We start from the raw sequence: 26,980 nt of genomic DNA on the forward strand, positions 1-26,980 counted from the left end.
AGGAGAAGAATATGAAAAGAACAGAACTAAGAGAGATTGTCTTTAAATCACTATATCAATTAGAAAATAACAAAACTGATTTAACAGTAGAAGAAGCGATTCAATATTTAGTAGAAGACTTTAAAGGTGAACAATATTTATATGTCAAAAACTTTGTTAAAGAAGTTGTAGAGAAAAAAGACGAACTAGATGAAATTGTAAGTCCACATTTAAAAAACTGGACATTAGACCGTTTACTTAAAACTGATAGAATTATTTTAAGAATGGCTACTTATGAATTGAAATATACAGATACACCAGAGAAAGTTATATTTAATGAAGCAGTAGAAATTGCGAAAGTATACAGTGATGATGATCACTATAAATTTATTAATGGTGTATTAAGCAGTTTATCAAAAAGTTAAAGAGTGATATAAATGGATAAGTATTTATCAGTTACAGCAATAACTAAATATATCAAATATAAATTTGATCAAGATCCACATCTACTTAATGTCTTTATTAAAGGTGAAATATCAAACTTTAAAAGACATTCAAGTGGTCATCTTTATTTTGCATTAAAAGACGATAAAGGTGTGCTCAGTGCTATGATGTTTAAATCGAGCGCAAATCAATTGTCGTTTAATCCTAAAGAAGGTGACCAAGTACTTGTTGAAGGTAGAATAGGGGTTTATGAATCAAGAGGTGCTTACCAAATTTATGTTCAATCTATGCAATTAGATGGTGTGGGTCTTCTATATGAAAAATTTGAGGCACTGAAAAAAGAATTAGCAGAAAAAGGTTACTTTGACCAAGAGCATAAATTAAGCATACCTAAATATCCTAAGAAAATTGCTGTGTTGACAGCATCGACTGGCGCTGCGATAAGAGATATATGTTCTACTTTAGATAAGCGTTATCCACTTGCAGAACAAGTGTTAATGAGCACTTTAGTTCAAGGTAAAGGAGCTAAGGATAATATCATTAACAATATTAAAGAAGCTGATTCCATGGGCGTTGATGTTATTATCGTTGGTCGTGGTGGTGGATCTATTGAAGATTTATGGAGCTTCAATGAAAGAGAAGTTGTAGAAGCCATTTATCATTGTAAGACGCCTGTTATTTCAGCAGTTGGTCATGAAACAGATACGACATTAAGTGATTTTGTCAGTGATGTAAGAGCTGCAACACCGACTCAAGCCGCAGTCATTGCGACACCAGATATTAATGCGCTGTATCAACTTATTTCAAATGCTAGACAGTATTTAACAAAACATATCACGCAAACTATTCAACAAGATAAACATAAATTAAAACAACTTTCATCATATTATAAATTGAAGACGCCTTCGTTGCTATATGATCAAGAAACTCAGAAGTTAGATGAATTACAAAAACAATTATCTAGAAATTTAGAACAAACTGTTACGCGTAATAATCATAAGCTAGATATCTTACAGAATAAATTGCGAATCACACCAATTTATAATAAGACTTTTCAATTTAGACAAGACTTTAATCGTTTAAACATGCTTCAAACACAGCTCGTTAATCGTATTATAAGTCAAAAAAAACAAGTGCTGACAAGCAAGTTAGCGCAACTAGATGCGTTAAGTCCGACTCAAATTATGTTAAGAGGTTATTCAATCATCGAAAAAGATGATAAAATCATTACAAGCAAAAATGATTTAAAAATTGACGATGATATTACAATCAATTTAAAAGATGGTAAAATAAATGCTAATGTTAAGGAAATTAGGTGACAAATGTGGCTAAAGAACAAACTTTTGAAGAAATGATGGAAGAATTAGAAAAAGTCGTCGGTAAATTAGACGAAGAAAATATTTCTCTTGAGGAATCAATTGAACTTTATCAAAGAGGCATTGAATTAAGTAGTAAATGTGAAACGAAACTCAAAGCAGCTGAAGATAAAGTAAACAAACTTGTTCAAAAGGAAGGTGATTCAGATGAGTCAAATCATGAATAGTTATGTAGACAAGTTCACTGAATCACTTAAACAAACGAAACTAGATTCAGTTGTAAATACACAATTAGAAGAAAGTATGCGATATTCTTTATTAGCAGGTGGAAAGCGTATTCGTCCTGTACTATTATTAATGACGTTATCGATGTTAAAGACTGATATTAATAAAGGAATGGAAACTGCAAAAGCACTTGAAATGATACATACATATTCCCTTATACATGATGATTTACCAGCTATGGATAACGATGATTATAGACGCGGGATGAAAACGAATCATAAAATCTATGGTGATGCGACTGCAATCTTAGCTGGTGATGCATTATTAACAAAGGCTTTTGAACTGATTACTAAAGATACATATATAGAAGCTGACGAAAAAGTCAAATTGATTAGATTGCTTTCTGAGTCAGCCGGTCATCAAGGTATGGTAGGTGGACAAGTATTAGATATGGAAAGTGAAAATAAAGAAATTTCACTTGATACATTACGCAAAATCCATAGATACAAAACTGGAGCACTGATACGTTTTTCTGTCGTTGCAGCCTGTACAATCGCTAAAGTTAATAGTAAGACATTTTTATTACTAGATTCATTTAGCCAAGAATTAGGATTAATATTCCAAATTAAAGATGATTTGCTAGATATTGAAGGGGATTTCGATAAAATAGGTAAGTCAGTTGGCAGTGATGTCGCGAATCAGAAGAGCACTTATGTGTCTCTATTAGGTAAGACCAATACTAAGGTTGCTTTAGAACAACATGTGAATCAAGCGTTATATTTACTTGAACAATTAGAAGATCAATATAACACTGAAGAACTTAAGTCTCTCACAAAATTATTTGCAAATAGAGAAAATTAATCTATTTTTATAATGTAGATGACTGGTCACAAGAATCGGGCTAAAGGTGGTTAAAAAATGAATGTTTCAAAAATAAAAAACCCATCCTTCCTCAAAGATTTATCTCATCAAGAACTTGAACAACTGAGTAGTGACATTAGAAAATTTTTAATAGAAACATGTTCGGTAACTGGCGGACACATAGGGGCAAATTTAGGTGTGGTTGAATTAACATTGAGTCTACATAAACATTTTAATAGCCCTGTAGATAAGATATTATGGGATGTTGGACATCAAACATACATTCATAAAATATTAACCGGTAGAGGCCATGAATTTAGTTCTTTACGACAATATAAAGGATTATGTGGTTTTCCTAAAATGAAAGAATCAGAACATGATGTATGGGAAGCTGGACATAGTTCAACTTCTTTATCTGCTGCTGTGGGGATGGCAAAAGCAAGAGATATATTAGGACAAGATCATCATGTTGTACCTGTAATTGGTGATGGCGCTTTGACAGGTGGTATGGCACTAGAAGCATTAAACCACATAGGACATGACAAAACGAATTTAACGATTATTTTAAATGATAACGAAATGAGTATCGCACCAAATGTTGGTGCAATGCATAATATGTTTGCGAGAATTCGATCTAACCAAAATTATAATCGCTTTAAATTTGATGCTGAAAGTTTAATTAATAGATTACCTGGTAGAGATTTGTTAAAAGACTCTGCTGATAAAATTAAAGACAGTTTAAAATATTTAGTCGTAGATGGCATCTTCTTTGAAGAACTTGGCATTAAATATATTGGACCTGTAGATGGCCATAATTTTAAAGCATTAGATGAAGCTATAACAGTTTCAAAACAAATGGACAAACCTGTTCTCATACACGTTGTGACTAAAAAAGGTAAAGGTTATAAACCTGCTGAGAAAGATATAATTGGGACTTGGCATGGTTTAGGACCATATAAGCTTGAGACTGGTGAAGTGATAAAAGGAAGTGCTGAAGGGCCGGCATGGAGTGCATTAATGAGTGATGAAGTATTAGCATATGCGCAACAAGACAAACGAATTGTTGCAATCACGCCAGCTATGCCTGTTGGATCAAAATTAACTAAATTTCAACAAACGTTACCTGAACAATTTTTTGATGTAGGTATTGCCGAACAGCATGCAGTTACGATGGCAGCAGGACTTGCAACACAAGGCATGAAACCATATGTCGCAATCTATTCAACATTTATGCAACGTGCATATGATCAATTGTTACACGATGTAGACCGTCAAAACTTAAACGTATTGTTTGGTGTTGATCGAGCAGGACTTGTTGGGGCAGATGGAGAAACTCATCAAGGTGTATTTGATGTTGGCTTTTTAAGTCAATTTCCTAACTTTACAATCATGATGCCTAAAGATGGTAATGAAGCGAAAAATATGATCAAAACTGCTTTTGAAACTAAACATGGTCCAATGGCAATCAGGTATCCGAGAGGTAATGCTCCGTTACTGGATGATACTAAAGATAGTGAATTAATAAAATTAGGATCTTGGAATGTTGAAAGAAACGGTGATGATTTAACGATTATTAGTTATGGACCAACTGTCTCACTTGTAACAGATGTAGCAGACGAATTATTAAAAGAAGACATCCATATCAATATTGTTAATGCTCGGTTTATAAAACCTATGGATTTTGAAATGCTGCATAACCTCGGTAAAGCGTCGAAACCGATTATTACAGTTGAAGAAGCCATGTTGACTGGTGGTTTAGGAAGTCAAATAGCTACTTTTATGAAAGACAATGATTATCATAATAATGTAAGAAGAATAGGCATAAATGACACATACATTGAGCATGGTGATGTAGGTTTATTATTAGAAGATATTGGTATCTCTAAATCAAATATCATGTCTACTGTCAAATCGTTAATTAAGTAATTGATAAATATATGAATAATTATGTTGAAAAAGACGCTTTAGTATATCTAAAGCGTCATTTAAATTGTTTATAGCGCTTACATTACTATTTTTATCAATTTTATGCTATTATAAGTGTATAAATATTCATTAACAGAGGTGTATGTAATGGCGAACAAAACAATGCGTCAGATTAAGATAAGAGAAATAATTTCTAACGAACAAATTGAAACACAAGAAGAATTAGTCAAAAGACTAAATGAATATGATTTGAATATCACACAAGCTACAATATCTCGTGATATTAAAGAGCTTCAATTAATTAAAGTTCCAGCACCTTCTGGTCAATATATCTATAGTTTACCTAGAGATCGTAAATATCACCCGATTGATAAATTAGGTAGATATTTAATGGATTCATTTGTAAAGATTGATGGAGCAGATAATTTATTAGTTCTTAAAACATTACCAGGTAATGCGCAATCAATTGGTGCAATTATTGACCAAATAGATTGGACAGAAGTCATTGGTACGATATGCGGTGATGACACATGCTTAATTATTTGTAAAGATACTGAGGCAGCTGAAGTTATTACAGATAGAATTTTTAATATGCTTTAAAGGAGATTTAATATACAATGTTACAAGCTCTTACAATTAAACAATTTGCTATAATTGAATCTTTAGAAATTAATTTTTCAGGTGGACTGACTGTTTTAAGCGGTGAAACTGGTGCTGGTAAATCTATTATTATAGATGCTATTGGTCAGTTAGTAGGTGCAAGAGCCTCACAAAGTTTTGTTAGACATGGCGAACAGAAGGCGACAATTGAAGGCGTATTTGATATTGATAATGTACCTAATGTCAATAAAATCTTAAGTGAGTTAGATATCGATTTTGACGAAGATTTCTTGTTTGTAAAAAGAGAAATATTTTCTTCAGGAAAAAGCATTTGTAAATTGAACAATCAGAATGTAACACTATCTGATTTAAAAATTGTCATGCAAGAATTACTTGATATACATGGTCAACATGAAACGCAAATATTACTTAAACCTAAATATCATTTATCATTGTTAGATAATTATGCTGATGGCACATATCAATCTGAAATTGATCAATATGAAGAAATTTTTCAATCTTATCTTTTGAAAAAACAAGAACTTGAAAAGTTAGAATCTCAAGACCAAGCATTATTACAAAGATTAGATTTAATAAAATTCCAACGTGATGAATTACATGACGCGAATTTAAAAGAAGATGAAATTGAGTTTTTAAATCAAGAAATTAAAAAACTTCAAAATCATGAAAAAATAAATGAAAGTCTTAATAAAGCCCATATGTTATTGAGTAGTGAAGAAAACATTACAGATAAAATTTATGAACTTAATCAAGAAATTCAACATATAAACGATATTATTCCGGATAAATATACTGCTTTTAGTGAAGAATTAGATCAAATGTATTACACTTTAGAAGATTACAAACATGAACTATATAATGAACTAACATCTAATGACTTTGATGAATCTTTACTAAATGAGTACGAATCTAGATTAAATGTACTCACTGACCTCAATCGTAAATATGGTAAAAGCATACCTGAATTAATCAAATATAGAGATAAAATTGATGATGAAATATATAAAATTGAGAACTACGAACAAAGTACTTCTCAATTACGTGAAGAAATTAACGATCTTTATACAAACGTTCTAAAATACGGAGAAGCACTATCTACTAAAAGAAGACAAGTTGCGTTGGATCTTAGAGATAGATTAGTTGAAGAAGTACAGAATTTGCATATGCAAGATGCGAATATAGAAATTACATTCACTAAAACGAAGCCTACTCAATATGGCTTAGAAGAAGTAGAATTCTTAATTAGTCCAAATAAAGGCGAACCATTAAAAAGTTTAAATAAAATAGCTTCTGGTGGTGAACTATCGAGAATAATGCTTGCGTTGAAAAGTATATTTGTTTCTTCAAAAGGACAAACAGCAATTTTATTTGATGAAGTAGATACAGGTGTATCTGGAAGAGTCGCTCAAAAAATGGCTGAAAAAATGCATCAGATTGCGCAAACACTTCAAGTGATATGTATTTCACATTTACCTCAAGTCGCTGCAATTAGTGATAATCATTTGTATATTGCTAAAGAAACGGTAAATGATAGAACAACGACTTCTATAAAACAATTAGATGGTAAAGATAAAATAGATGAAATAGCAAGAATGATATCAGGTGTTGAAGTTACTGAATTAACTCGACAACACGCTAAAGAAATGATTATACAAAACAAAAATTAAAAATAGAATGATTCGTTAGGGTGTTAAGCATGGTAATTAAGGTTGCAATAATAGAAGACTCGAAAGCGTATGTTAGTGAAATGGCACAATATTTAAAAGAACACGATATTGAAATTGTTAATATTGGATACAACGGTAAAGAAGCACTCGACATTTTAAATGGAGAAGTTTTCGATGTTCTTCTATTAGACTTAATCTTGCCACACATTGATGGCATGACTTTGCTTAAAAAATATATAAAACAAAATAAGCAATTTAAAGTGATTTGTATGAGTGCTTTTGTTAGTGATGATGTCTTAAAAGAATCTGTTTCATTAGGAGTAGATTACTTCTTAATTAAACCTGTTGAGTTTGATGTCTTATTAGACACAATACAACGTGTAATAACAACAACAGATTCTAATATTGAAGAAATGGACGCTTTAGATTTATTACTTGAAAAGATTGGGTTTTCATCAAATTTAAACGGATATGAATATATTAAGTATGGTGTACATCTTATGCTTCAATATAACCGTAAGATGCCATTAACTAAAGAACTTTATCCTTTAATTTCTCAAAATTATAATATACAAGCGAATAATGTTGAAAGGTCTATACGGCATGCTATTAAATTAGCTTGGGATAAAGAATTAAAGTCCTATTGGTATAATAGTGAAAAATTGTATGTACGACCTACAAACGGTGAATTTTTATTACATCTATATGAAAAGTTTAAAAAAAGAGACTAGGCTTTCCTAGTCTCTTTTTTTGGCGTTTTGTTTCTTCATAAAATGTTCTTGTGCACGTTTATTTTTCTTTTCACGATGTAGTATATACCCCCCAATGAACACTACACCAAATACAAAGAATATAAAGCCTAATAAAAACTGCAACCAAATAAAATGTAATTGTGAAACGAGTTGTCCAAAAACAGCATCTCTCATCCATTTAATACCTAGTCCCGCAATAATACCTGGTATAACCAAAATAAGTAATGCAATATACTTTTGCATAAGTTAAAACTCCTATTAATTAATAACTTATATTATATATGAGATAATGAGTAAAAGTAAACATTGAAAAAATGGAATAAACGGTACAATTTGATTATGATAGTAATAGGAGGGGATTAAATGCTTTTTAAAGATATGATAAAAAACGGTCAAAATATATCGGCGACAATTGCTGTATGTAAATCAAATGATGAAGGTGTCATTAAAGCAATTGTTAAAGCGATTAAACATACAAAAGCTACATTCATGTTGTTTGATGAACGACCACAAGATGAGCTGATTAGATCATTTAATTTAACGCATGAAGAATTAAATAGAGTAGAAATTATTCAAACACTTAACGAAGAACATACTGTATCTCAATGTGTACAAGCTGTAGCAGATGGAAAAGCAGACTTAATAATGAAAGGATTAATTTCAACATCAGAATTGTTGAAAGAAGTATTAAAAGATAAATATAATTTGAAGACTAACTATAGAATGAGCCATATCGCAATATTTAATATACCGGAGTATCACAAGATGTTAACCGCATCAGATGTTGCGATGAACATTGCACCAACTATCGAACAAAAAATTGAAATTACATCGAATTTGGTATATTCACTCAAAAAAATTGGTATCGACTCGCCCAAAATAGGCGTACTTTCTGCAATTGAAAATGTGAATCCGAAAATGCAGTCATCGGTTGATGCGCATGAAGTCGTGTCTTATTTTAATCAAGAAAAACTAGACCTTGAAATAGAAGGTCCAATTGCATTTGATGCTGCAATTAATAAAAAGGCATCCATTATTAAAAAAATAGATTCAAAAATATCAGGTAACGTTGATGGTTTAATCGTCCCTCAAATTGAAAGTGGCAATATTTTATATAAATCACTCGTTTATTTATCGAACGCTGATGTAGCATCTGTTATAATTGGAGCAAAAATACCCATAATTTTAACTTCTAGATCAGATTCATCACAAGATAAATTTCATTCTATTTGTAGTGCGTTAATGCTTATTTAGTATATTATAATAACAAATTAATAACTATACTCTTTATTTCAAAGTATTGAAAGAGCTTACAATGCTTTTATATCAATAAAGATTGAATTTTCTAAAAATTTTTACTTTTTGTAAGCGCTATCATTTTTCGTCAATTTATTTGATAAATAAAACATTTCATGTAAAATTAGAAATGAAGTTATTATATAAAAAGTGAAAAGGGGATTATTATGTTATTCGAAACGATAGAAAAATATGACTATGAGCAAATAGTATTTTGTCACGATAAAAGTTCAGGATTAAAAGCAATCATTGCGATTCATGATACAACATTAGGACCAGCACTTGGTGGTTGTAGAATGTGGCCATATGAAAGTGAAGAAGAAGCTATTAATGACGCATTACGCTTATCAAGAGGTATGACATATAAAAATGCTGCAGCTGGTTTAAACTTAGGTGGCGGTAAAACAGTTATTATCGGCGATCCTAAAAAAGATAAATCAGAAGCTTTATTTAGAGCTTTAGGTAGATATGTAGAAAGTTTAAATGGTCGTTATATTACTGCTGAAGATGTTGGAACGACTGAAGACGATATGGATATTATCTTTGAAGAAACTGATTACGTAGTTGGTTTATCTGAAAGTCACCAATCTAGTGGTAACCCAAGTCCTAAAACTTCATTAGGTGTATTTGTTTCTATGAAACGTGCAGCTAAAGAAGCATTTGGAACAGATGATTTAAACGGGAAAACAGTTGCCGTTCAAGGTGTTGGTCACGTTGCTTACGAACTATGTCGTTATTTACATGAAGCAGGTGCTCAATTAGTTGTAACGGATATTAACCAAGAAGCAGTTGATAGAGTTGTAAATGACTTCAACGCTCAAAGTGTAGGTATTAATGATATTTATGATGTAGATGCTGATATCTTTGCACCTTGTGCTTTAGGTGGCGTATTAAATGATGACACTATCGCACGCTTAAAAGTTAAAGTTGTATGTGGTAGTGCAAACAATCAATTACAAGACATAGATTTACACGGTTCTCAATTAGAAGATAAAGGTATTGTATATGCGCCTGACTTCGTTGCTAACTCTGGTGGTGTTATCAATGTTGCTGATGAATTAGATGGATACAATGAAGTACGCGCTATTTCAAATATTGAGAAAATCTATGACCAAATGGATAAAGTATTTGAAATTAGTAAAAGAGATCAAATTACTTCTGCACGTGCAGCTGAAATTTTAGCTGAAGAACGTATTGAACAACTTAAAAATGTAAGAAGTAATTTCTTGAAAACTGAAAGATCTATCATTTCTAGAGGTAAAAAATAATGAAAAAAATTCTTGTACTTAATTTAGGAAGCACATCATCTAAAGTTGCTGTATTTGATAACTATGATATGTTATTTGAAGATGTTATTAGGCATGATATCGAACAAACTAATCTTCCATTAATTGAACAAGTCCCATTTCGACTTGAAAGTATCAAGAACTCATTAAACCAACATCATATCTCACTACAAGCAATAGATGCTATTGCTTGTAGGGGTGGTGTTTTAAAGCCTATACAGGGTGGAACATATCTTGTTAATAACATCATGTATCAAGATTTGAAATCTTTTAAGTATGGATTTCATGCCTCAAATTTAAGTGGTATTATCGGCTATACATTTGCTAAAGAATTAAATATACAAGCATATATTGTTGATCCTGTCGTTGTAGATGAATTAATACCTGAAGCTAGAATTACTGGTATAAAAGGTATTGAAAGACGCAGCATCTTCCATGCATTAAACCAGAAATCTGTCGCTAAACAATATGCAACTAATATTGGCAAAGCATATGAAGATATTAATGTCATCGTTGCACATCTCGGTGGTGGTATAAGTGTAGGTGCTCATAGAAAAGGAAGAGTCATCGAAGTTAATGACGGCTTATTAGGTGAGGGGCCATTTAGTCCTGAAAGAGCTGGTTCAATACCAAATGATGCGTTAATTAAATGGGTTATTGATCACGATTTAAATGCTAAAGAAGCTAATAATGAATTAAGTAAAAAATCTGGGTTATTATCATATTTTGGTACAAATGATTGTTTAAAAGTAGAACAAATGATGGAAAATGGCGATAAAACTGCTAAACTAGTCTTAGATGCCATGTGTTATCAAATTGCTAAATCTATAGGTTCTTGCGCGGTCGTTTTAGAAGGTCAAATCGATCAAATTATCATAACTGGTGGGTTAAGTTATTCAAAATATATCACAAATAAAGTAAAACAATATGTATCTTGGCTACAAAATGTTACTATATATGAAGGAGAAAAAGAAATGCACGCCTTAAATATTGGCGTAATGGACCTCTTACACGGTAAAATTAGTACCAAGTCATATGAATAAGGAGTAATACTATGTCTAAAGAATATGATTTAGTCATTCTAGGTGGCGGTACGGCGGGCTATGTATCAGCAATTCGTGCTTCACAACTAGGAAAAAAAGTCGCAATTGTAGAGAAATTTAAGTTAGGTGGAACTTGTTTACATAAAGGTTGTATACCTACAAAATCATATTTAAAAACTGCAGAAATTTTAAGATACATACAACATTCAAACGAATATGGTATTAAAACTGCTTCAGCTGATTTTGAAATGTCGGATGTTGTTGCTAAGAAAGATGAAACAGTTTCTACGATGTACAATGGTGTACAAAGTTTGATGAAGAAATACAAAATTGACATTTATGAAGGTAATGGCAGAATTCTAGGGCCTTCATTGTTCTCGCCTCAAGCTGGAACTGTATCTGTTGAATTTGAAAATGGCGAATCGGAACTACTCGTTAATCAAAATGTATTAATTTCAACAGGATCAAGACCAATTGAATTACCATTCTTAAAGTTTAACCATCAAACCGTCATTTCAAGTGATGATATGATGCAATTAGAAACATTGCCTAAAAGCATGTTAATTATCGGTGGCGGTGTTATAGGACTTGAATTTGCATCTTTATTAAATGATTTAGGTGTAAAAGTAACAGTTGTTGAAGCAGGGCAATCTATTATCCCTAACGAACAACGTGAAATCAGTAAGACGATTAAACGTAGCTTTGAAGAAAATGGTATAAACATTCATGAGAATTGTCCTTTATCTGAACAAGATGTCAGCATACATGATCAACACGTAGATGTAACACTTCAAAATGAGCAACAAACTTTTGAAAAAGTATTAGTCGCTGTTGGTAGAACACCGAATACTGAAGATTTAGGTTTGAACAACACAAAAATAAAGACCGATAATAAAGGCTATATTCAAACAAATGATGTTTATCAAACTGATGATAAACATATTTATGCGGTTGGAGATGTCATCGGTAATTATCAGTTAGCACACGTTGCAACTAAAGAAGGCACAATTGCAGTAGAGCATATGTTTGATCAAAATCCTATTATGTTAGATTATTTAACAGTTCCGAGATGTATATATACAAATCCTGAAATTGCTTCGATAGGGATGACTGAACAAGATGCTAAAGCACAAAATATTAATTTCAAAAAATTTAAAGTGCCATTTAAAGCAATTGGAAAATCCGTCATCGAAAATAATGGACTTGGTGAATGTATTTTAATCAAAGATATAGACAATGAAAAAGTGCTTGGCATTCATATGATTGGTGCAAAAGTGACTGAATTAATTAATGAAGCAGCTCTATTTACATTTATGAATGGCTCTACTGAAGAACTAGCAACTACTGTACATGCACATCCTTCAATTGGAGAAGTGCTCATGGAACTAGGGTTAAAATCTGAGAATCGTGCTATTCACGTCTAAAGAGGAGAGATTAGATGTTAGATTATAAGACTGTCGGATTAACGCATGAAGACTTAAAAGAAATTTATAAATGGATGTTATTAGGTAGAAAAATTGACGAAAGAATGTGGCTACTCAATCGAGCAGGTAAACTACCGTTTGTCATTAGTTGTCAAGGTCAAGAAGCAACGCAGATTGGCACATATTATGCACTAAAAGACGAAGACGTATTAGCACCTTACTATAGAGATTTAGCTTTAGTTACAGCACGTGGTATTTCTGCAGAAGAATCTATGTTAGCTGCATTTGCTAAACAAGGTGATACTTCAAGTGGTGGTAAGCAAATGCCATCTCACTTTAGTAAAAAGGAGTTATCTATTTTAACGCAAGGTTCTTGTGTAACAACTCAAGTATTACATGCAGTTGGTGCAAGTTTATCGCTTAAAATGGATGGCAAAGAAGCGATTGCACTAGCTACTTTAGGTGAAGGAAGTACAAGCCAAGGTGACTTCCATGAAGCAATGAACTTCGCTGGTGTTCATAAATTGCCATTTATTTGTATTATTGAAAACAATAAATATGCCATTTCCGTACCAACTCACTTACAGTACGCTACAGATGATTTATCATCTAGAGCTGCAGGTTACGGTGCATTTGGTGAACAAGTTGATGGTAATGATCCTATAGCTGTTTATGAAGCAGTTAAACGTGCAAGAGAACGTGCAATTAATGGTGAAGGACCTACATTAATTGAAGCATTATGTAGTAGATTAACACCTCATTCTTCAGACGATAACGATACTTATCGTCCAGCAGATGAGATGAAAGAAGAAAAAGATAATGATTGTATGATTAAATTCAAAGAATATTTAGTTGAACATCAAGTGACAAACGACGAGTGGTTCAGCCAAGTTGAAGAAGAAATTAAACAAGAAATCAATACTGCTACTAAAAATGCAGAAAAAGCACCTTATCCATTACCGGAAGAAGCTTTAACACATGTATATGATCAAGGAGGCGAAAAGAATGCCTAAGTTATCCTATCTTGACGCGATTAATCAAGCAATGGACCAAGCGATGGAAAAAGACAATAATGTATTTGTTATCGGCGAAGATGTTGGTCTAAAAGGCGGCGTATTTGGCGCAACTAAAAATTTATACAACAAATATGGTGAAGGACGCGTGATCGATTCACCGTTAGCAGAATCAAATATCGTTGGTGCTTCAATTGGTGCTGCTATGATGGGTAAAAGACCGGTATCTGAAATTCAATTTGCAGAGTATATCGTTCCGGCAACAAACCAAATCATCAATGAAGCAGCTAAAATAAGATACCGTTCTAATAATGACTGGGATTGTCCTTTAACAATTAGAAGTCCATTTGGTGGCGGAATTCATGGCGCATTATATCATTCTCAAAGTATTGAGAGTATATTCTGTTCAACACCAGGCTTAAGAGTGGTTATTCCATCAACGCCATATGATGCTAAAGGTTTACTTCTTGCGGCAATTGAAGATAATGATCCTGTATTATATTTCGAGCATAAAAAAGCATATAGATTATTAAAAGAAGAAGTACCTGAAGAATATTATACTGTACCAATTGATAAAGCAGATGTTAAACGAGAAGGTTCAGATATTACAGTATTCACTTATGGATTATGTGTAAATTACGCACTTCAAGCAGCTGAAATATTATCAACTGAAGGTATAGATGCAGAAATAGTAGATTTACGTTCATTATATCCACTAGATAAAGAAACAATTATTAATTGTGCGAAAAAGACTGGCAAAGTATTGGTTGTAACTGAAGATAATCTAGAAGGTAGTGTCATGAGTGAAGTATCTGCCATAATAGCTGAAAATTGCTTATTTGATTTAGATGCACCAATTGCAAGACTTGCAGGTCCAGACGTACCAGCTATGCCATTTTCACCACCAATGGAAGATTTCTTTATGATGAATCCTGTAAAAATAGAAGAAAAAATGAGAACATTAGCTGAATTTTAGGAGGTTAAATTATGGACGTAAAGATGCCGAAACTTGGAGAAAGTGTTCATGAAGGTACAATCGAACAATGGCTCGTTCAACCAGGCGACACAATTGAAGAGTACGATGCACTGTGCGAAGTGATTACAGATAAAGTAACAGCTGAAGTGCCTTCAACATTTAATGGAACAATTAAAGAAATTGTTGTAGAAGCTGGCGAAACAGTTGATGTTGGTACAATCATTTGTAGAATGGACGTAGTAGGTGAAACATCAGAGGATAACAATAATAGTACTGATGAACAAACTGAATCAGAAGTATCTAAAGAAGATCAACCTGTAAAAGCTGAAAAACCTGTATCTAATGAACCACAAGAAGGTCCAATGAATAACGGTCAATATTCACCTGTTGTCTTTAAATTAGCAAGTGAAAATAATATTGATTTAAATAAAGTTAAAGGTACTGGCAATTTAGGAAGAGTCACTAAAAAAGATATTTTAAATGCTATCGAAAATGGTGTCTCAACTGAAAACACACCATCTAAACAAGTAGATGCAACATCTGAAGCAATCACTGAAAACACAGTTCAACCAGAACCAACTTCATTACCTGGAGATTCAATTCCTGTTAATGGAGTTAGAAGAGCAATTGCTAATAAAATGTTACAAAGTGTTCATGAAATTCCACATGCTTGGATGATGGTCGAAGTTGATGCTACAGATCTTGTTAAAACAAGACAACATCATAAATCATCTTTTAAACAAAACGAAGGATATAACTTAACATTCTTCGCATTTTTCGTAAAAGCTGTTGCAGAAGGATTGAAAAAATATCCGATGTTAAATAGCACTTGGGCTGGCGATGAAATTAAAATTCATAAAGATATTAATATTTCAATCGCAGTAGCAAGTGAAGATAAATTATATGTACCTGTTATTAAAAATGCTGATGATAAATCAATCAAAGGTATCGCTCGTGAAATTAATGATCTAGCAACTAGAGGAAGACAGCATAAATTAACTTCTCAAGATATGCAAGGTGGTACATTTACAGTCAATAACACGGGTTCATTTGGCTCTGTATCATCAATGGGTATTATCAATCATCCACAAGCAGCTATTTTACAAGTAGAATCCATTGTGAAACGACCTGTAGTTGTCAATGATATGATTGGTATTCGTGATATGGTTAATTTATCATTATCAATTGATCATAGAATATTAGATGGTTTAATGGCCGGTGAATTCTTAAAATATGTAAAAGAAAGATTACAAAGTATGACAATCGAGAATACATCTATATATTAATAAAAGCTTCTCATTGTTTTACCCTTAAATCTCCTGTAAAATAGACTTATCTATTATTACAGGAGGCTTTTTTTATGGAAATGGATTTCAATTTATATATGAATGACGTAGTCAATTCTGCGAGAAATGAAATAGAAGCAGCTGGATACAAACAATTAACAACTAAAGATGAAGTTAAAGAAACTTTCAACAAACCAGGTACAACATTTGTTATGGTTAATTCAGTTTGTGGATGTGCAGGCGGTATCGCAAGACCAGCAGCACAACATGCGTTACACTATGATAAATTACCAGATCAATTAGTAACTGTATTTGCTGGTCAAGACAAAGAAGCAACAGAAACAGCACGTGATTACTTCGAAGGTTATCCACCATCAAGTCCATCATTTGCTTTTCTAAAAGATGGCAAAATTGTCAAAATGATTGAAAGACATGAAATCGAAGGTCACGATCCAATGAGTGTTATTACAAACATTCAAGCACTATTCGAAGAGTATTGCGAAGAAGTGTAAAGGAACGGTTCATTTCTTATGCAAATAAAACCGTACAGAATAGGATATAGAACATTAAAAACTGCCCTAGGGATGACATTAGCTGTCATCCTTTCTAGGTTAATCGGCTTAGACAACTATGCATCCAGTGCTATTCTTGTTGTATTATGTATTAAGGATACAAGAGTAAAATCATTTGAAGCTGCAATATATAGATTTGTAGCATGTTTTATTGCAATTTTGATAGGTTCATTATTTTTCACTTATTTTGGAAGCACACCCATTATACTTGGTATTATGGTACTTTTATTTATACCTGTAACAGTCATGATTGGTGTACAAGAAGGTATCGTAACAAGCTGTGTTATTATACTACATTTGTATATGGCTAAAACAATCGATATGAATGTCGTCATAAATGAAATCTTATTACTTATAATTGGTATAGGCATCGCCTTAATAATGAATATGTTTATGCCAAGTTTAGATTACAAACTCAACAACTATAAGCGCAAAATAGAAGACGACTTTATATTAATAACCTTTATTTATAGTCAATGTTTACAAGATCCAAATAAGAAAATTAATGTACCGTCATTTGATATAGTTTCAGAAAATATTAGAAAAGCTAAATCATTAGCATTTAGAGAAGTTAAAAATCATTTTGTGAGAAATGAAAATTCTTATTATCATTACTTTGATATGAGAGAAGAACAATTGACTTTATTAAAAAGAATGAAAAATTTAATTGAATCAATGCAACACAGTCAACACGCACATCATTTATGTAGTCAATTGTTATTAGAAGTATCACAAAACGTACAAGGCAATGATTACTCACTTATGAGATTGCATAATCTATATGACATTAAAATAAAATTACAGTCTATAGAGCTACCAAAAACACAACAAGAATTAGAAAGTATAGCAGCACTATTTCAACTATTAAACGAAGTAGAAGAGTACTTACTAATCAAATCACAATTCGGTAGCCTTAAGAAGTAAAAACGCAATGCTATTCAGCATTGCGTTTTTTTGTGTATATAGTGGGGGAGACGTGAGTTAATGTTTGAAATCTAAACTATGAACTAATGAAACTCATGGTTTAATGAAGGACTTAAGCCATGAAATCCTCAATCTCTTGGCTTAATGGTAGACTTAAGCCATGACATACCTCATTTTCTAGTATAGCTTACCCAAAAAAAGCGCTACTCATCATGAGCTAGCGCTTTTAAATTATATTATTAATTTAATAGGAATGGTAAGATACCTGATAATACAAGTGCAGCTACGATTGCTACTAACATTACGATGATTATGATTTTACGTATATTCTTATTTTGCATGATAACCCTCTCTTTAAACATTAGTTTTGTATATATTTATCAACTATTATACACTAGATTATGAGATATTTAAATAAATGAAAAGAGGGACAATCATGATTAATGAAGAAAGATTATTGAATACTTTTATAGAACTTGTAAAGGTAGATTCTGAATCTAAAAATGAAAGAAAGATTGCTGACTTATTAAAGCAAAAGTTTACGGATTTAGGTTTAGATGTTAAAGAGGATGACTCTCAAAGTGAGACTGGTTATGGTGCTGGTAATTTAATTTGTAAATTAAAAGGTGAAGATACTAGCAAGACACCGATTTATTTTACAAGCCATATGGATACTGTTACGCCTGGTAATAATATTGAACCTGAATTACGTGAAGATGGTTACATTTATTCTAAAGGTGAAACAATCTTAGGTTCTGATGATAAAGCTGGTTTAGCTGCCATATTAGAAGCTATTCAAGTTATTAAAGATAACAATATTCAACATGGTGATATCGAGTTTATCATTACAGTAGGTGAAGAATCTGGTTTAGTTGGTGCTAAAGCTTTAAATCCAGATGATATTCAAGCGAAATATGGTTTTGCTATTGATGCGCCTGGTAAAGTAGGTACAACAGTTGTAGCGGCTCCAACACAAGCTAAAATAGAGGCAATTATTAAAGGTAAAACAGCACACGCTGGATTAGAACCTGAAAAAGGTGTTTCTGCTATTAATATCGCTGCTAAAGCTGTTAGTCATATGAACTTAGGACGTATCGATGAAGAAACGACTGCTAATATCGGTAGATTCGAAGGTGGAACAGCAACAAATATCGTAAGTGATCATGTATATATTTTAGCAGAAGCTAGATCTTTAGATGACGAAAAAATGAACCAACAAGTCACACATATGAAAGAAGCATTCGAGAAAACTGCTGAAGAATTCGGATGTTCTGCTGAAGTTAATGTACAAATCATGTACCCAAGCTTTAACTTAACTGAAGAAGACGATGTTGTTCAATTAGCTGTTAAATCTTCTGAAAAAATTGGACGTAAAGCAGACCTTGTTAAACTAGGTGGTGGATCTGACGGAAATGTTATTAGTGGATTTGGTATTCCTACTGTTATTTTAGGTGTTGGTTATGAATATATTCATACAACAAATGAACGTATGCCAGTTGAAGAATTACAAAAAATTACAGAACAAATCGTTGCAATTGCTGAACTTGCATAAAAATTCAGTATGTAAACGTATTCATTTGAAATTAAAGACTTTATAGACGAAAAACGTATTCAAACTATGTTAAAATGTACTAGAAAATGAAAAAAAGTGAGGTTAATTTCATGACACAACAAATAGGTGTAGTTGGTTTAGCTGTAATGGGTAAAAACTTAGCTTGGAATATTGAATCACGTGGTTACTCAGTTTCAGTGTATAACCGTTCAAAAGAGAAAGTCGACCAAATGGTTGAAGAATCACAAGGTAAAAATATACATCCAAACTATTCAATCGAAGAGTTTGTAGATTCATTAGAAAAACCAAGAAAAATTTTACTTATGGTAAAAGCTGGTGAAGCAACAGATAAAACAATCGATAGCTTATTACCATTATTAGATAAAGGCGACATCCTTATCGATGGCGGAAATACTAACTATTTAGACACGATTCGTAGAAACCAATACTTAGATGAAAGTGGAATAAACTTCATTGGAACAGGTGTTTCAGGTGGGGAAGAAGGTGCATTAACTGGTCCTTCAATTATGCCTGGTGGTCAGAAAGAAGCTTATGAATTGGTAGCACCAATTTTAGAAAGCATTTCTGCTAAAGCAAGCGATGGTTCTCCATGCGTAACATATGTTGGTCCAGATGGTGCTGGCCACTATGTAAAAATGGTGCATAACGGTATTGAATACGCAGATATGCAATTAATCGCTGAAAGTTATGACTTAATGAAACGTGTATTACACATGGATCATAAAGATATTGCTGAAACGTTCAAATCATGGAATGCTGGCGAATTAGAAAGTTACTTAATTGAAATCACTGGCGAAATCTTTAATAAATTAGACGAAGATGGTACACCATTAGTTGAAAAAATTATGGATAAAGCTGGACAAAAAGGTACTGGTAAATGGACTTCAATTAATGCTTTAGAATTAGGTATTCCATTAACAATTATTACTGAATCCGTATTTGCTAGATTTATTTCTTCATTTAAAGATGAAAGAGTTAAAGCAAGCACAGCGTTTAGTCCAGAAGTAACTGAGTTTACTGGTGATAAAGAAGCGTTCTTAGAGCAAATCAGACAAGCTCTTTATATGAGTAAAATATGTAGTTATGCACAAGGATTTGCTCAAATGAAAACTGCTAGTGAAACAAATAACTGGAACTTAAAATTAGGTGAGTTAGCTATGATTTGGAGAGAGGGTTGTATCATCCGTGCACAATTCTTACAAAAAATCAAAGACGCTTACGATAATGATTCATCATTAACAAACTTATTATTAGATCCTTATTTCAACGACATCATTGCAAAATATCAAGGTTCATTAAGAGAAGTATCAGCAACTGCAATCAAAGCAGGAATTGCAACACCTGGTTTCTCTTCAGCAATCAATTACTTTGATAGTTACCGTTCAGAAGATTTACCTGCCAACTTAATTCAAGCACAACGTGATTACTTTGGTGCGCATACTTATGAACGTAAAGATAAAGAAGGTATTTTCCATACTGAATGGACTAAATAATTTGATATAACGAAACACCCCGTTATCTAAATAAGATAGTGGGGTGTTTTTTAATTCATACTTTTATGATCAATAGGTATCCAAAGTTGGACTTTAGAAGTTTCTTGATCAAAATTAACATCAAGAGGATAAACCTCAACATAAAAATCATCATGTAAATAAGGCATTTTAAGTTGCCATTGATTTTCAATATGGTGCCAAGCTTCACTCACTACAAAATCTAATTCACCTTGTAAATTAAACGTCGCGAAATGATGTCCAGGTAAATAATAATTATCTAAATGACCTGGATATCTTTCGCTAGGTACGCCTACAAAAACTTCAAGTCCATCTACTAGTGGTCTTCGAACAACAAATAGTTGGTTAGGTTTAACATCATTATATTTAATAAAGTCTTCTATGTAATTATTCTCTAATAACATTTCTAATAAGTCAGGTATTAAAAAATGATTATCTAATTCATTTGAATGATAATGGTGATTTTTACCAACTAACTTTAAATCATCTTTGTATTGTAACGAATAATTTAACGGTTCTGTTTCTGTAGAAGTTAATTTAATAGAGACTCTTTTTTTAATTTTAAGCATAGATTGATGTGTCTTCGTTTGTAGCGGACTTATGCCATGATATGCATTAAAATCATGAGCGAATGCATGTGCATCTCTGTATCCATACTTTAAGGCAATATCTAAAATACGTGTATGACCACTTAAAATATCAAATGCCGCTTCAGTCATTCTTCTAGCAAGTTGATATTCAATAGGCGTCATACCAATAACCATCGTAAAAGATTGATTCAAGTGAAAAGGGGACTTTTCAACGTGATCACTCAAAGTTTGTAAATCGATATCGCTTAATAGATGATCTTCAATGTACACAATTGCTCTTTGTAAATCTTTAATTACTTCCAATGTTCAGTCACTCCTGTTGGCAGAAAGATTAGTTAATATCGTCCCACCATTTAAATCCATCAATTGACAATAATAATTGACTCTTAATCGGTCCATTAGTGCCAGCTCTATAATTAGGGAACGGTGCTTTATCATTGTCCCACACATTTTGTATCACATCTACATATTTCCATGTCGCTTTTAATTCTTCCCAATGTGTAAAGTTTGTTGAATCACCTTTAAGGCAATCGAAGATTAAGTTCTCATATGCATCAACTGTGTTCATTTTATCTTGTGCACTCATTGCGTATGATAATTGTACAGGTTCTGTTTCTATACCTTGAACTTGTTTTTTAGCATTTAAGTGTAGTGAAAGTCCTTCATTAGGTTGAATATTTATAACAAGTAAATTAGATTCTAATTCTGAATCACGTTGGTAATATAAATTCATTGGTACTTCTTTGAATTCAACAACTACTTGAATACCTTTTTTCTTCATTCTTTTACCAGTTCGAATAAAGAATGGTACGCCAGCCCATCTGAAATTATCTATCATTAATTTACCTGCGACGAAAGTAGGGGTATTAGAGTCATCTGCTACTTTATCTTCTTCTCTATAGCTTTTAACTTGTTCACCTTCAATTTTGCCTTTATCATATTGCCCTCTAACAAAGTTCTGTTTGACTTCTGACTCATCTAAAGCTCTAATTGAACGCAATACTTTTACTTTTTCATTTCTAACATCTTCACTGTTTAAACTAATAGGTGGTTCCATTGCTAATAATGCAACCATTTGTAACATATGGTTTTGGAACATATCTTTTAATGCGCCACTATTTTCATAGTATCCGCCTCGATCTTCTACACCTAATATTTCAGATGATGTTACTTGAATATTAGAAATATATTTATTATTCCATAATGGTTCGAACATCGCATTGGCAAATCTTAACACTTCGATGTTCTGTACCATATCTTTACCTAAATAATGGTCGATTCTGTAAATTTCTTCTTCTTTAAATGAACGTCTAATTTGTTCATTTAATTCTTCGGCAGATGCTAAATCTGTGCCGAAAGGTTTTTCAATAATTAAGCGTTTGAAACCGTCAGTATCTGTTAGACCTGAAGACTTTAAGAAATCTGTAACAGTACCAAAGAATTGAGGTGCCATTGCTAAATAAAATAATCGATTACCTTCTAATTGATATTGTTCGTTTAACTCATTTGAAAAAGCTAATAATTCTTCATAACTAGAAGGGTCACTAACATCGTGCGATTGGTAAAACACATGTTCCATAAATTCATCTAACTTTTCTGTATTCTGTACATGTTTCTCTACTGAAGCTTTAATTTCACTTCTGAACTTTTCATTAGTCCAATCCCTTCGACCAACACCGATTATTGCGATATGTTCGTCTAATTGATTTTGTTGATATAAATGAAAAATAGATGGGAATAATTTACGGTGACTTAAATCACCTGTAGCCCCAAATATTGTAATTAAGCATGGAATATTTCTAGTTTCGGTTGTCATTTATTTACCTCGATTCTCTAACTTTTTCACAATTTACAATATTAATTATTATAACATGTTAGTGATTGATATTCTTCAATTTGAACTTTTAAATTTTCAATTTATTCAGTAAGTTGTATAATCAACATCATTTTTATGTATTTTTATAAATCATTGTACGATACATGTTATAATAATAACGTAAGGAGGAAGACGATGGAACTCACATTTTTAGGCACAAGTGCCGGATTACCGACTAAAGAAAGAAATACACAATCAATTGCCTTTAATTGCCTACCTCACGTAAATCAACTATGGTTGTTTGATGTTGGTGAAGCAACGCAACATAGAATATTACATACTGGCATTAAACTTGGCAAAATAAGTCATATATTTATTACGCACTTACATGGTGATCATATATTTGGATTACCTGGATTATTAACAAGTCGTTCCTTCCAAGGTGGTAACGATAAACCTTTAACAATAATCGGTCCTAAAGGTATAGCCAAGTTTATACAAACGGCATTAGAAATTTCTCAATCAAATTTAAATTATCCGATAACTGTAAATGAATTCAACACTGAAACAGAACTTAATATCGATGGCTTTCATATTAAAGCTTTACCTTTAAAGCATGGTATATTATCTGTCGGTTATCGAATCACAGCACCTGATATTGAAGGAAAGCTAGATGTTGAAAAACTTAAAGCTATCGGCATAGAGCCTGGTCCCAAATATCAAGAAGTGAAAGCAAATGAAACTTTTGAATATGAAAATCAAACTTATCAGTCTAAAGATTTCAAAGGTCCTAAGAAAAAGGGTAAAGTGATTACAATCTTTGGTGATACGATGCCATGCCAAAATGAACATATCCTTGCACAAGATGCAGACGTTATTGTTCATGAAACAACATATATCGAAGGCGATAAAAATTTAGCAAATTCATATTATCATAGCCATATTGAAGATGTCTTTCAATTAATGTCTGATGTTCATGTAAAAAAAGGTCTATTCACACATTTATCTAATCGATATGAATTAGAAGATATTCAATCAGTTGAATCATCATTACAGTCAGCAGTTAATCATGACTTTAAATTTGTAAAAGATTATGATCAATTCCAAATATAGAAAAACATCTCATCTTAAAATATATATAAGATGAGATGTTTTTTAAAAGAATATTCAATTAATCTTCATCCGCTTCTGCTAGTTCGATACTTCTCTTAACAGCTGCGTTTAAACAATCTAAGAAAATAGCTTCTATATCATGGTTGCTTAACGCATTTAATCCTGCTTGCGTTGTACCGCCTTTAGACGTAATATTTTTTCTTAATTGATCCATTTTTAAATCAGAACGTTCAATCATTTTACCAGTACCAATAATCAGTTCTTTAATGGATTCTTCAACTTGAGATTGCTCAATACCTAATTTAGTACCTGCATTTACATATTGTTCAAATACATGGTATAAGAATGCTGGTCCACTACCTGTGATAGCTGTCACTTGATGTAAGTGGTCTTCTTTAACTTCTAATGCTGTACCGAAAGCTTCAATAAGCATCAATACTTCTTGCTTAGAATTAGGATCGAAGTTTGTAGAGAAGCTGATACCCGTTACTGAATGACCAACGTGCGCATTCGTATTTGGCATAATTCTAGCAATTGGATTATCAACTTGTAAATTATCTCTAATATAACTAATCGGTAAACCAGCCATAATTGAAATGAATTTATTATCACTCGTTATAAAAGGTCTAATCCGTTCAGCTAACTTTAAGAAATCATAAGGTTTTGTACTTAAGAATACATAATCTGCATCTTTTAACAATTCTTCATCATCATAACTATAGCTTACGCCTAAAGTTTCATGATAATTTTCCAATGCTTCTTGATTCGACTTATTTGTTAAATAAATATTTTCAGGTTCAATCGACTTACTGTTAACAATTCCAGTGAATATCGCGTTTGCCATATTACCAGATCCATAAAACACAATTTTCATAATAAAATCACTCACTTCCATATGAATTCATTTTAATTATAAAGAAATATAATCTTATGTCAAAATTGCTTGTATCGTATTTAGTTTTTTTGAAGTGTTATGATACATTATACATAACAATGAATAAAGGGTGAGTTAAATGATCGGTAAACATTATTTATTAACTGGTGCCACAGGTTCACTAGGGGAGAGCTTGATACAATCAATGAATAATCATGGTGCTTATGTTTCCATAATTGTAAGAAATGAGGATAAGGCCAATCATTTAATTACTAAATATAAAAATATTAAAGAAGTCTTTATATTAGATATGAATGACACGGCGCAAGTCGAACAATATAGTCTTTCACATAACAACATGTATGACGGGATTATTAATAACGCTGGGTTAGGTTACTTTAAATCTAACGAGGCGCATACAAGTAATGAAATTAAAGACATTTATCATACAAATCTCGTCAATTTAATTATTCTTTTGAACCGTATATTACCTTATTTAAAAAGAGGGGCATCAATCGTTAATATATCATCGATTTCTTCTAAAGTGACAACGCCATATGGTAGCCATTATGCAGCGTCAAAAGCAGCTTTGAGTAGTTTTACAAATGCATTCAGACTTGAACGGGAAGATTTACATGTACTAACAGTAAATCCGGGACCTTTCAAATCACAATTTCATGCTAAAGCAGATCCTTCAGGTCACTTTGAAAAGCTCGCATCTCAAATACAACTTAATGTTGAAGATTTGAGCGAACAAATTGTTAAAAGTATGATTAAAAGAAAAATAGAAATAAACGAACCGAAATGGATGGATTTAGGATTGAGATTTTATCAATTAGCACCTCGTACATTTGAAAAATTATTTAAACAAAGTTTTTTAAGTAAAAAGATAGAATAAGAGTCTGGAAAATTTATACTCTCCCAGACTCTTTTCTTTTATTGTAAGTGATTTGTGTATTCAATATTTTTAACGATTGAACGGGCGTGCTTAATTTGAGCTTCTGATAATGTTCCATTATAACTTTGAATACTTTCTGCCAATTGCTCTGGTGAACTTGCACCCGTAATAATAGAGCCAAGTGCATCAAATGATTTCAAATAATTGAATGTAACACTAGATAAGTCATCATATTCTTTATTTAGTTGAGAAATGGTATCGGACAAATCGTTATAATTGTATTCTAACAATCCGTCTTTAAATTTACGATCTAACACTTCGTTTGATTTATGTGTTAATAAACCTTTAGAAACAGGACCTCTTGCTAATATTTTGACACCATGATCATTAATTTTTTCTAATAGATTTTCAGGACGATTATCTAAAATACTAAACTGCATCATAATCGTTTCAATATGACTGTTTTTTAAGTAATAATCGATTACATTGGGTCTGATTGACGAAATGCCATATGCTTTTATGAGACCTTGTTCTTTTAATCTTTCGAATGCTTCTATCGTTTCATCTTTATTATCTTCAATAGTACCGCCATGTAACATATATAAATCTAATTGTTCAAGATCCAATCTTTGTAACGATTCTTTAATGCTTTTCATAATGTGTTCTTTAGAAGGATCCCAAAAGTGTTCTTGTTTATCTTTATCAAAATGATTACCGACTTTTGATCCAATGACGATATCATGTTGATTTTGATATTTTTTCAAAAGTTGACCTACGATTTTTTCATTCTCACCGTAATCATATAAATCAGCAGTATCAAAATATGTTATACCTTGTTTGATTGCTTCATCAACAATTGTTTCTGCATGGTTAATATCTGTTCCTAAACTCATACAACCTAATCCGACTTCTGAAATTTCAATGCCACTTTTCAATGTATTTTTTTGCATATTGAAGCTCCTTTCGCTACACTTTATTTATTAAGTTTACCAGA

At 32.1% G+C, this 26,980-nt stretch carries 27 protein-coding genes; 21 read left to right on the forward strand and 6 right to left on the reverse strand.

All coding sequences use genetic code 11. From position 1 onward, the window contains the following. Window positions 1–11 precede the first annotated feature (11 nt). From nusB to LQ675_RS07610, 8 genes are all read left to right on the forward strand, one after another. Window positions 12–404: a transcription antitermination factor NusB gene (gene nusB / locus LQ675_RS07575; RefSeq protein WP_048539734.1), complete on the forward strand. Its 393-nt coding sequence runs from the start codon at window positions 12–14 to the stop codon at window positions 402–404. Between the two features lie 12 nt (window positions 405–416). After that, entirely contained in the window at window positions 417–1,742 is a 1,326-nt protein-coding gene (gene xseA / locus LQ675_RS07580) for an exodeoxyribonuclease VII large subunit (protein ID WP_048539735.1), read from the forward strand. 32 nt (window positions 1,743–1,774) lie between these two features. Beyond that, window positions 1,775–1,966 (forward strand): exodeoxyribonuclease VII small subunit, encoded by a 192-nt coding sequence (gene xseB, locus LQ675_RS07585; RefSeq protein WP_153653573.1) that lies wholly within the window; start codon window positions 1,775–1,777, stop codon window positions 1,964–1,966. Then, on the forward strand, window positions 1,947–2,825 hold the full coding sequence (locus tag LQ675_RS07590; RefSeq protein WP_107610393.1) for a polyprenyl synthetase family protein: 879 nt from the start codon (window positions 1,947–1,949) through the stop codon (window positions 2,823–2,825). Before xseB ends, LQ675_RS07590 begins: the two co-directional genes overlap by 20 nt. A 57-nt stretch (window positions 2,826–2,882) precedes the next feature. Then, window positions 2,883–4,751 carry a 1-deoxy-D-xylulose-5-phosphate synthase gene (dxs, locus tag LQ675_RS07595; RefSeq protein ID WP_107602387.1) on the forward strand — a complete coding sequence of 623 codons (1,869 nt, stop codon included), beginning with the start codon at window positions 2,883–2,885 and terminating at the stop codon, window positions 4,749–4,751. A 147-nt stretch (window positions 4,752–4,898) separates the two neighbouring features. After that, window positions 4,899–5,351 carry a transcriptional regulator AhrC/ArgR gene (ahrC, locus tag LQ675_RS07600; RefSeq protein ID WP_025904936.1) on the forward strand — a complete coding sequence of 151 codons (453 nt, stop codon included), beginning with the start codon at window positions 4,899–4,901 and terminating at the stop codon, window positions 5,349–5,351. A gap of 17 nt (window positions 5,352–5,368) precedes the next feature. Continuing rightward, window positions 5,369–7,039: a DNA repair protein RecN gene (recN, locus tag LQ675_RS07605; RefSeq protein WP_107611120.1), complete on the forward strand. Its 1,671-nt coding sequence runs from the start codon at window positions 5,369–5,371 to the stop codon at window positions 7,037–7,039. Between the two features lie 29 nt (window positions 7,040–7,068). Next, window positions 7,069–7,770 (forward strand): response regulator, encoded by a 702-nt coding sequence (locus tag LQ675_RS07610; protein ID WP_058592316.1) that lies wholly within the window; start codon window positions 7,069–7,071, stop codon window positions 7,768–7,770. Between the two features lie 6 nt (window positions 7,771–7,776). Here the strand turns inward: LQ675_RS07610 and LQ675_RS07615 are convergent, their stop codons facing one another. Continuing rightward, window positions 7,777–8,034 (reverse strand): DUF2627 family protein, encoded by a 258-nt coding sequence (locus LQ675_RS07615; RefSeq protein WP_048539739.1) that lies wholly within the window; start codon window positions 8,032–8,034, stop codon window positions 7,777–7,779. Between the two features lie 120 nt (window positions 8,035–8,154). Between LQ675_RS07615 and LQ675_RS07620 the strand changes: the two genes are divergently transcribed. From LQ675_RS07620 to LQ675_RS07660, 9 genes are all read left to right on the forward strand, one after another. Then, window positions 8,155–9,045: a phosphate acyltransferase gene (locus LQ675_RS07620; RefSeq protein WP_239727328.1), complete on the forward strand. Its 891-nt coding sequence runs from the start codon at window positions 8,155–8,157 to the stop codon at window positions 9,043–9,045. Between the two features lie 209 nt (window positions 9,046–9,254). Further along, a complete protein-coding gene (locus LQ675_RS07625) occupies window positions 9,255–10,355 on the forward strand; it encodes a Glu/Leu/Phe/Val dehydrogenase dimerization domain-containing protein (protein ID WP_048539741.1) in 1,101 nt (366 codons plus the stop codon). Further along, window positions 10,355–11,416 (forward strand): butyrate kinase, encoded by a 1,062-nt coding sequence (buk, locus tag LQ675_RS07630; protein ID WP_107602126.1) that lies wholly within the window; start codon window positions 10,355–10,357, stop codon window positions 11,414–11,416. The genes LQ675_RS07625 and buk overlap by 1 nt, the downstream gene beginning before the upstream one ends. Before the next feature lie 11 nt (window positions 11,417–11,427). Beyond that, complete coding sequence (lpdA, locus tag LQ675_RS07635) at window positions 11,428–12,840, forward strand: dihydrolipoyl dehydrogenase (RefSeq protein WP_048539743.1); 1,413 nt, start codon at window positions 11,428–11,430, stop codon at window positions 12,838–12,840. A gap of 14 nt (window positions 12,841–12,854) precedes the next feature. Beyond that, window positions 12,855–13,853 carry a thiamine pyrophosphate-dependent dehydrogenase E1 component subunit alpha gene (locus LQ675_RS07640; protein WP_048539744.1) on the forward strand — a complete coding sequence of 333 codons (999 nt, stop codon included), beginning with the start codon at window positions 12,855–12,857 and terminating at the stop codon, window positions 13,851–13,853. Beyond that, window positions 13,846–14,829, forward strand: a complete 984-nt coding sequence (locus LQ675_RS07645) for an alpha-ketoacid dehydrogenase subunit beta (protein WP_048539745.1) — start codon at window positions 13,846–13,848, stop codon at window positions 14,827–14,829. Before LQ675_RS07640 ends, LQ675_RS07645 begins: the two co-directional genes overlap by 8 nt. An 11-nt stretch (window positions 14,830–14,840) precedes the next feature. Next, on the forward strand, window positions 14,841–16,115 hold the full coding sequence (locus LQ675_RS07650; RefSeq protein WP_107602125.1) for a dihydrolipoamide acetyltransferase family protein: 1,275 nt from the start codon (window positions 14,841–14,843) through the stop codon (window positions 16,113–16,115). 74 nt (window positions 16,116–16,189) lie between these two features. Further along, window positions 16,190–16,627, forward strand: a complete 438-nt coding sequence (locus LQ675_RS07655; RefSeq protein WP_048539747.1) for a BrxA/BrxB family bacilliredoxin — start codon at window positions 16,190–16,192, stop codon at window positions 16,625–16,627. Window positions 16,628–16,645: 18 nt separating this feature from the next. After that, on the forward strand, window positions 16,646–17,611 hold the full coding sequence (locus LQ675_RS07660) for an aromatic acid exporter family protein (protein WP_048539748.1): 966 nt from the start codon (window positions 16,646–16,648) through the stop codon (window positions 17,609–17,611). Between the two features lie 239 nt (window positions 17,612–17,850). Here the strand turns inward: LQ675_RS07660 and prli42 are convergent, their stop codons facing one another. Further along, window positions 17,851–17,952 (reverse strand): stressosome-associated protein Prli42, encoded by a 102-nt coding sequence (gene prli42 / locus LQ675_RS07665; protein WP_151452370.1) that lies wholly within the window; start codon window positions 17,950–17,952, stop codon window positions 17,851–17,853. 95 nt (window positions 17,953–18,047) lie between these two features. On the opposite strand from prli42, the gene LQ675_RS07670 reads away from it, so the two are divergent. After that, window positions 18,048–19,163 (forward strand): M20/M25/M40 family metallo-hydrolase, encoded by a 1,116-nt coding sequence (locus tag LQ675_RS07670; protein ID WP_048539749.1) that lies wholly within the window; start codon window positions 18,048–18,050, stop codon window positions 19,161–19,163. 110 nt (window positions 19,164–19,273) lie between these two features. Next, complete coding sequence (gndA, locus tag LQ675_RS07675) at window positions 19,274–20,677, forward strand: NADP-dependent phosphogluconate dehydrogenase (protein WP_048539750.1); 1,404 nt, start codon at window positions 19,274–19,276, stop codon at window positions 20,675–20,677. Window positions 20,678–20,727: 50 nt separating this feature from the next. Here the strand turns inward: gndA and LQ675_RS07680 are convergent, their stop codons facing one another. Beyond that, complete coding sequence (locus LQ675_RS07680; protein ID WP_058592326.1) at window positions 20,728–21,588, reverse strand: effector binding domain-containing protein; 861 nt, start codon at window positions 21,586–21,588, stop codon at window positions 20,728–20,730. 28 nt (window positions 21,589–21,616) lie between these two features. After that, on the reverse strand, window positions 21,617–23,101 hold the full coding sequence (zwf, locus tag LQ675_RS07685; RefSeq protein ID WP_107602123.1) for a glucose-6-phosphate dehydrogenase: 1,485 nt from the start codon (window positions 23,099–23,101) through the stop codon (window positions 21,617–21,619). A 195-nt stretch (window positions 23,102–23,296) separates the two neighbouring features. Here zwf and rnz point away from each other — a divergent pair, with 195 nt between their 5' ends. After that, window positions 23,297–24,214, forward strand: coding sequence for a ribonuclease Z (rnz, locus tag LQ675_RS07690; RefSeq protein WP_107602122.1), 918 nt, complete (start codon window positions 23,297–23,299; stop codon window positions 24,212–24,214). A gap of 58 nt (window positions 24,215–24,272) precedes the next feature. Here rnz and proC read toward each other — a convergent pair whose 3' ends face one another. After that, window positions 24,273–25,088 (reverse strand): pyrroline-5-carboxylate reductase, encoded by an 816-nt coding sequence (gene proC / locus LQ675_RS07695; protein ID WP_048539754.1) that lies wholly within the window; start codon window positions 25,086–25,088, stop codon window positions 24,273–24,275. Between the two features lie 139 nt (window positions 25,089–25,227). Between proC and LQ675_RS07700 the strand changes: the two genes are divergently transcribed. Then, window positions 25,228–25,986 (forward strand): SDR family NAD(P)-dependent oxidoreductase, encoded by a 759-nt coding sequence (locus LQ675_RS07700; RefSeq protein WP_107602121.1) that lies wholly within the window; start codon window positions 25,228–25,230, stop codon window positions 25,984–25,986. Between the two features lie 38 nt (window positions 25,987–26,024). On the opposite strand, the gene LQ675_RS07705 is transcribed toward LQ675_RS07700, so the two are convergent. Continuing rightward, window positions 26,025–26,936, reverse strand: a complete 912-nt coding sequence (locus LQ675_RS07705) for an aldo/keto reductase (protein ID WP_048539756.1) — start codon at window positions 26,934–26,936, stop codon at window positions 26,025–26,027. Window positions 26,937–26,980: the final 44 nt, after the last annotated feature.

The organism is Mammaliicoccus sp. D-M19 (assembly GCF_022386695.1).
Classification (GTDB): domain Bacteria; phylum Bacillota; class Bacilli; order Staphylococcales; family Staphylococcaceae; genus Mammaliicoccus; species Mammaliicoccus sciuri.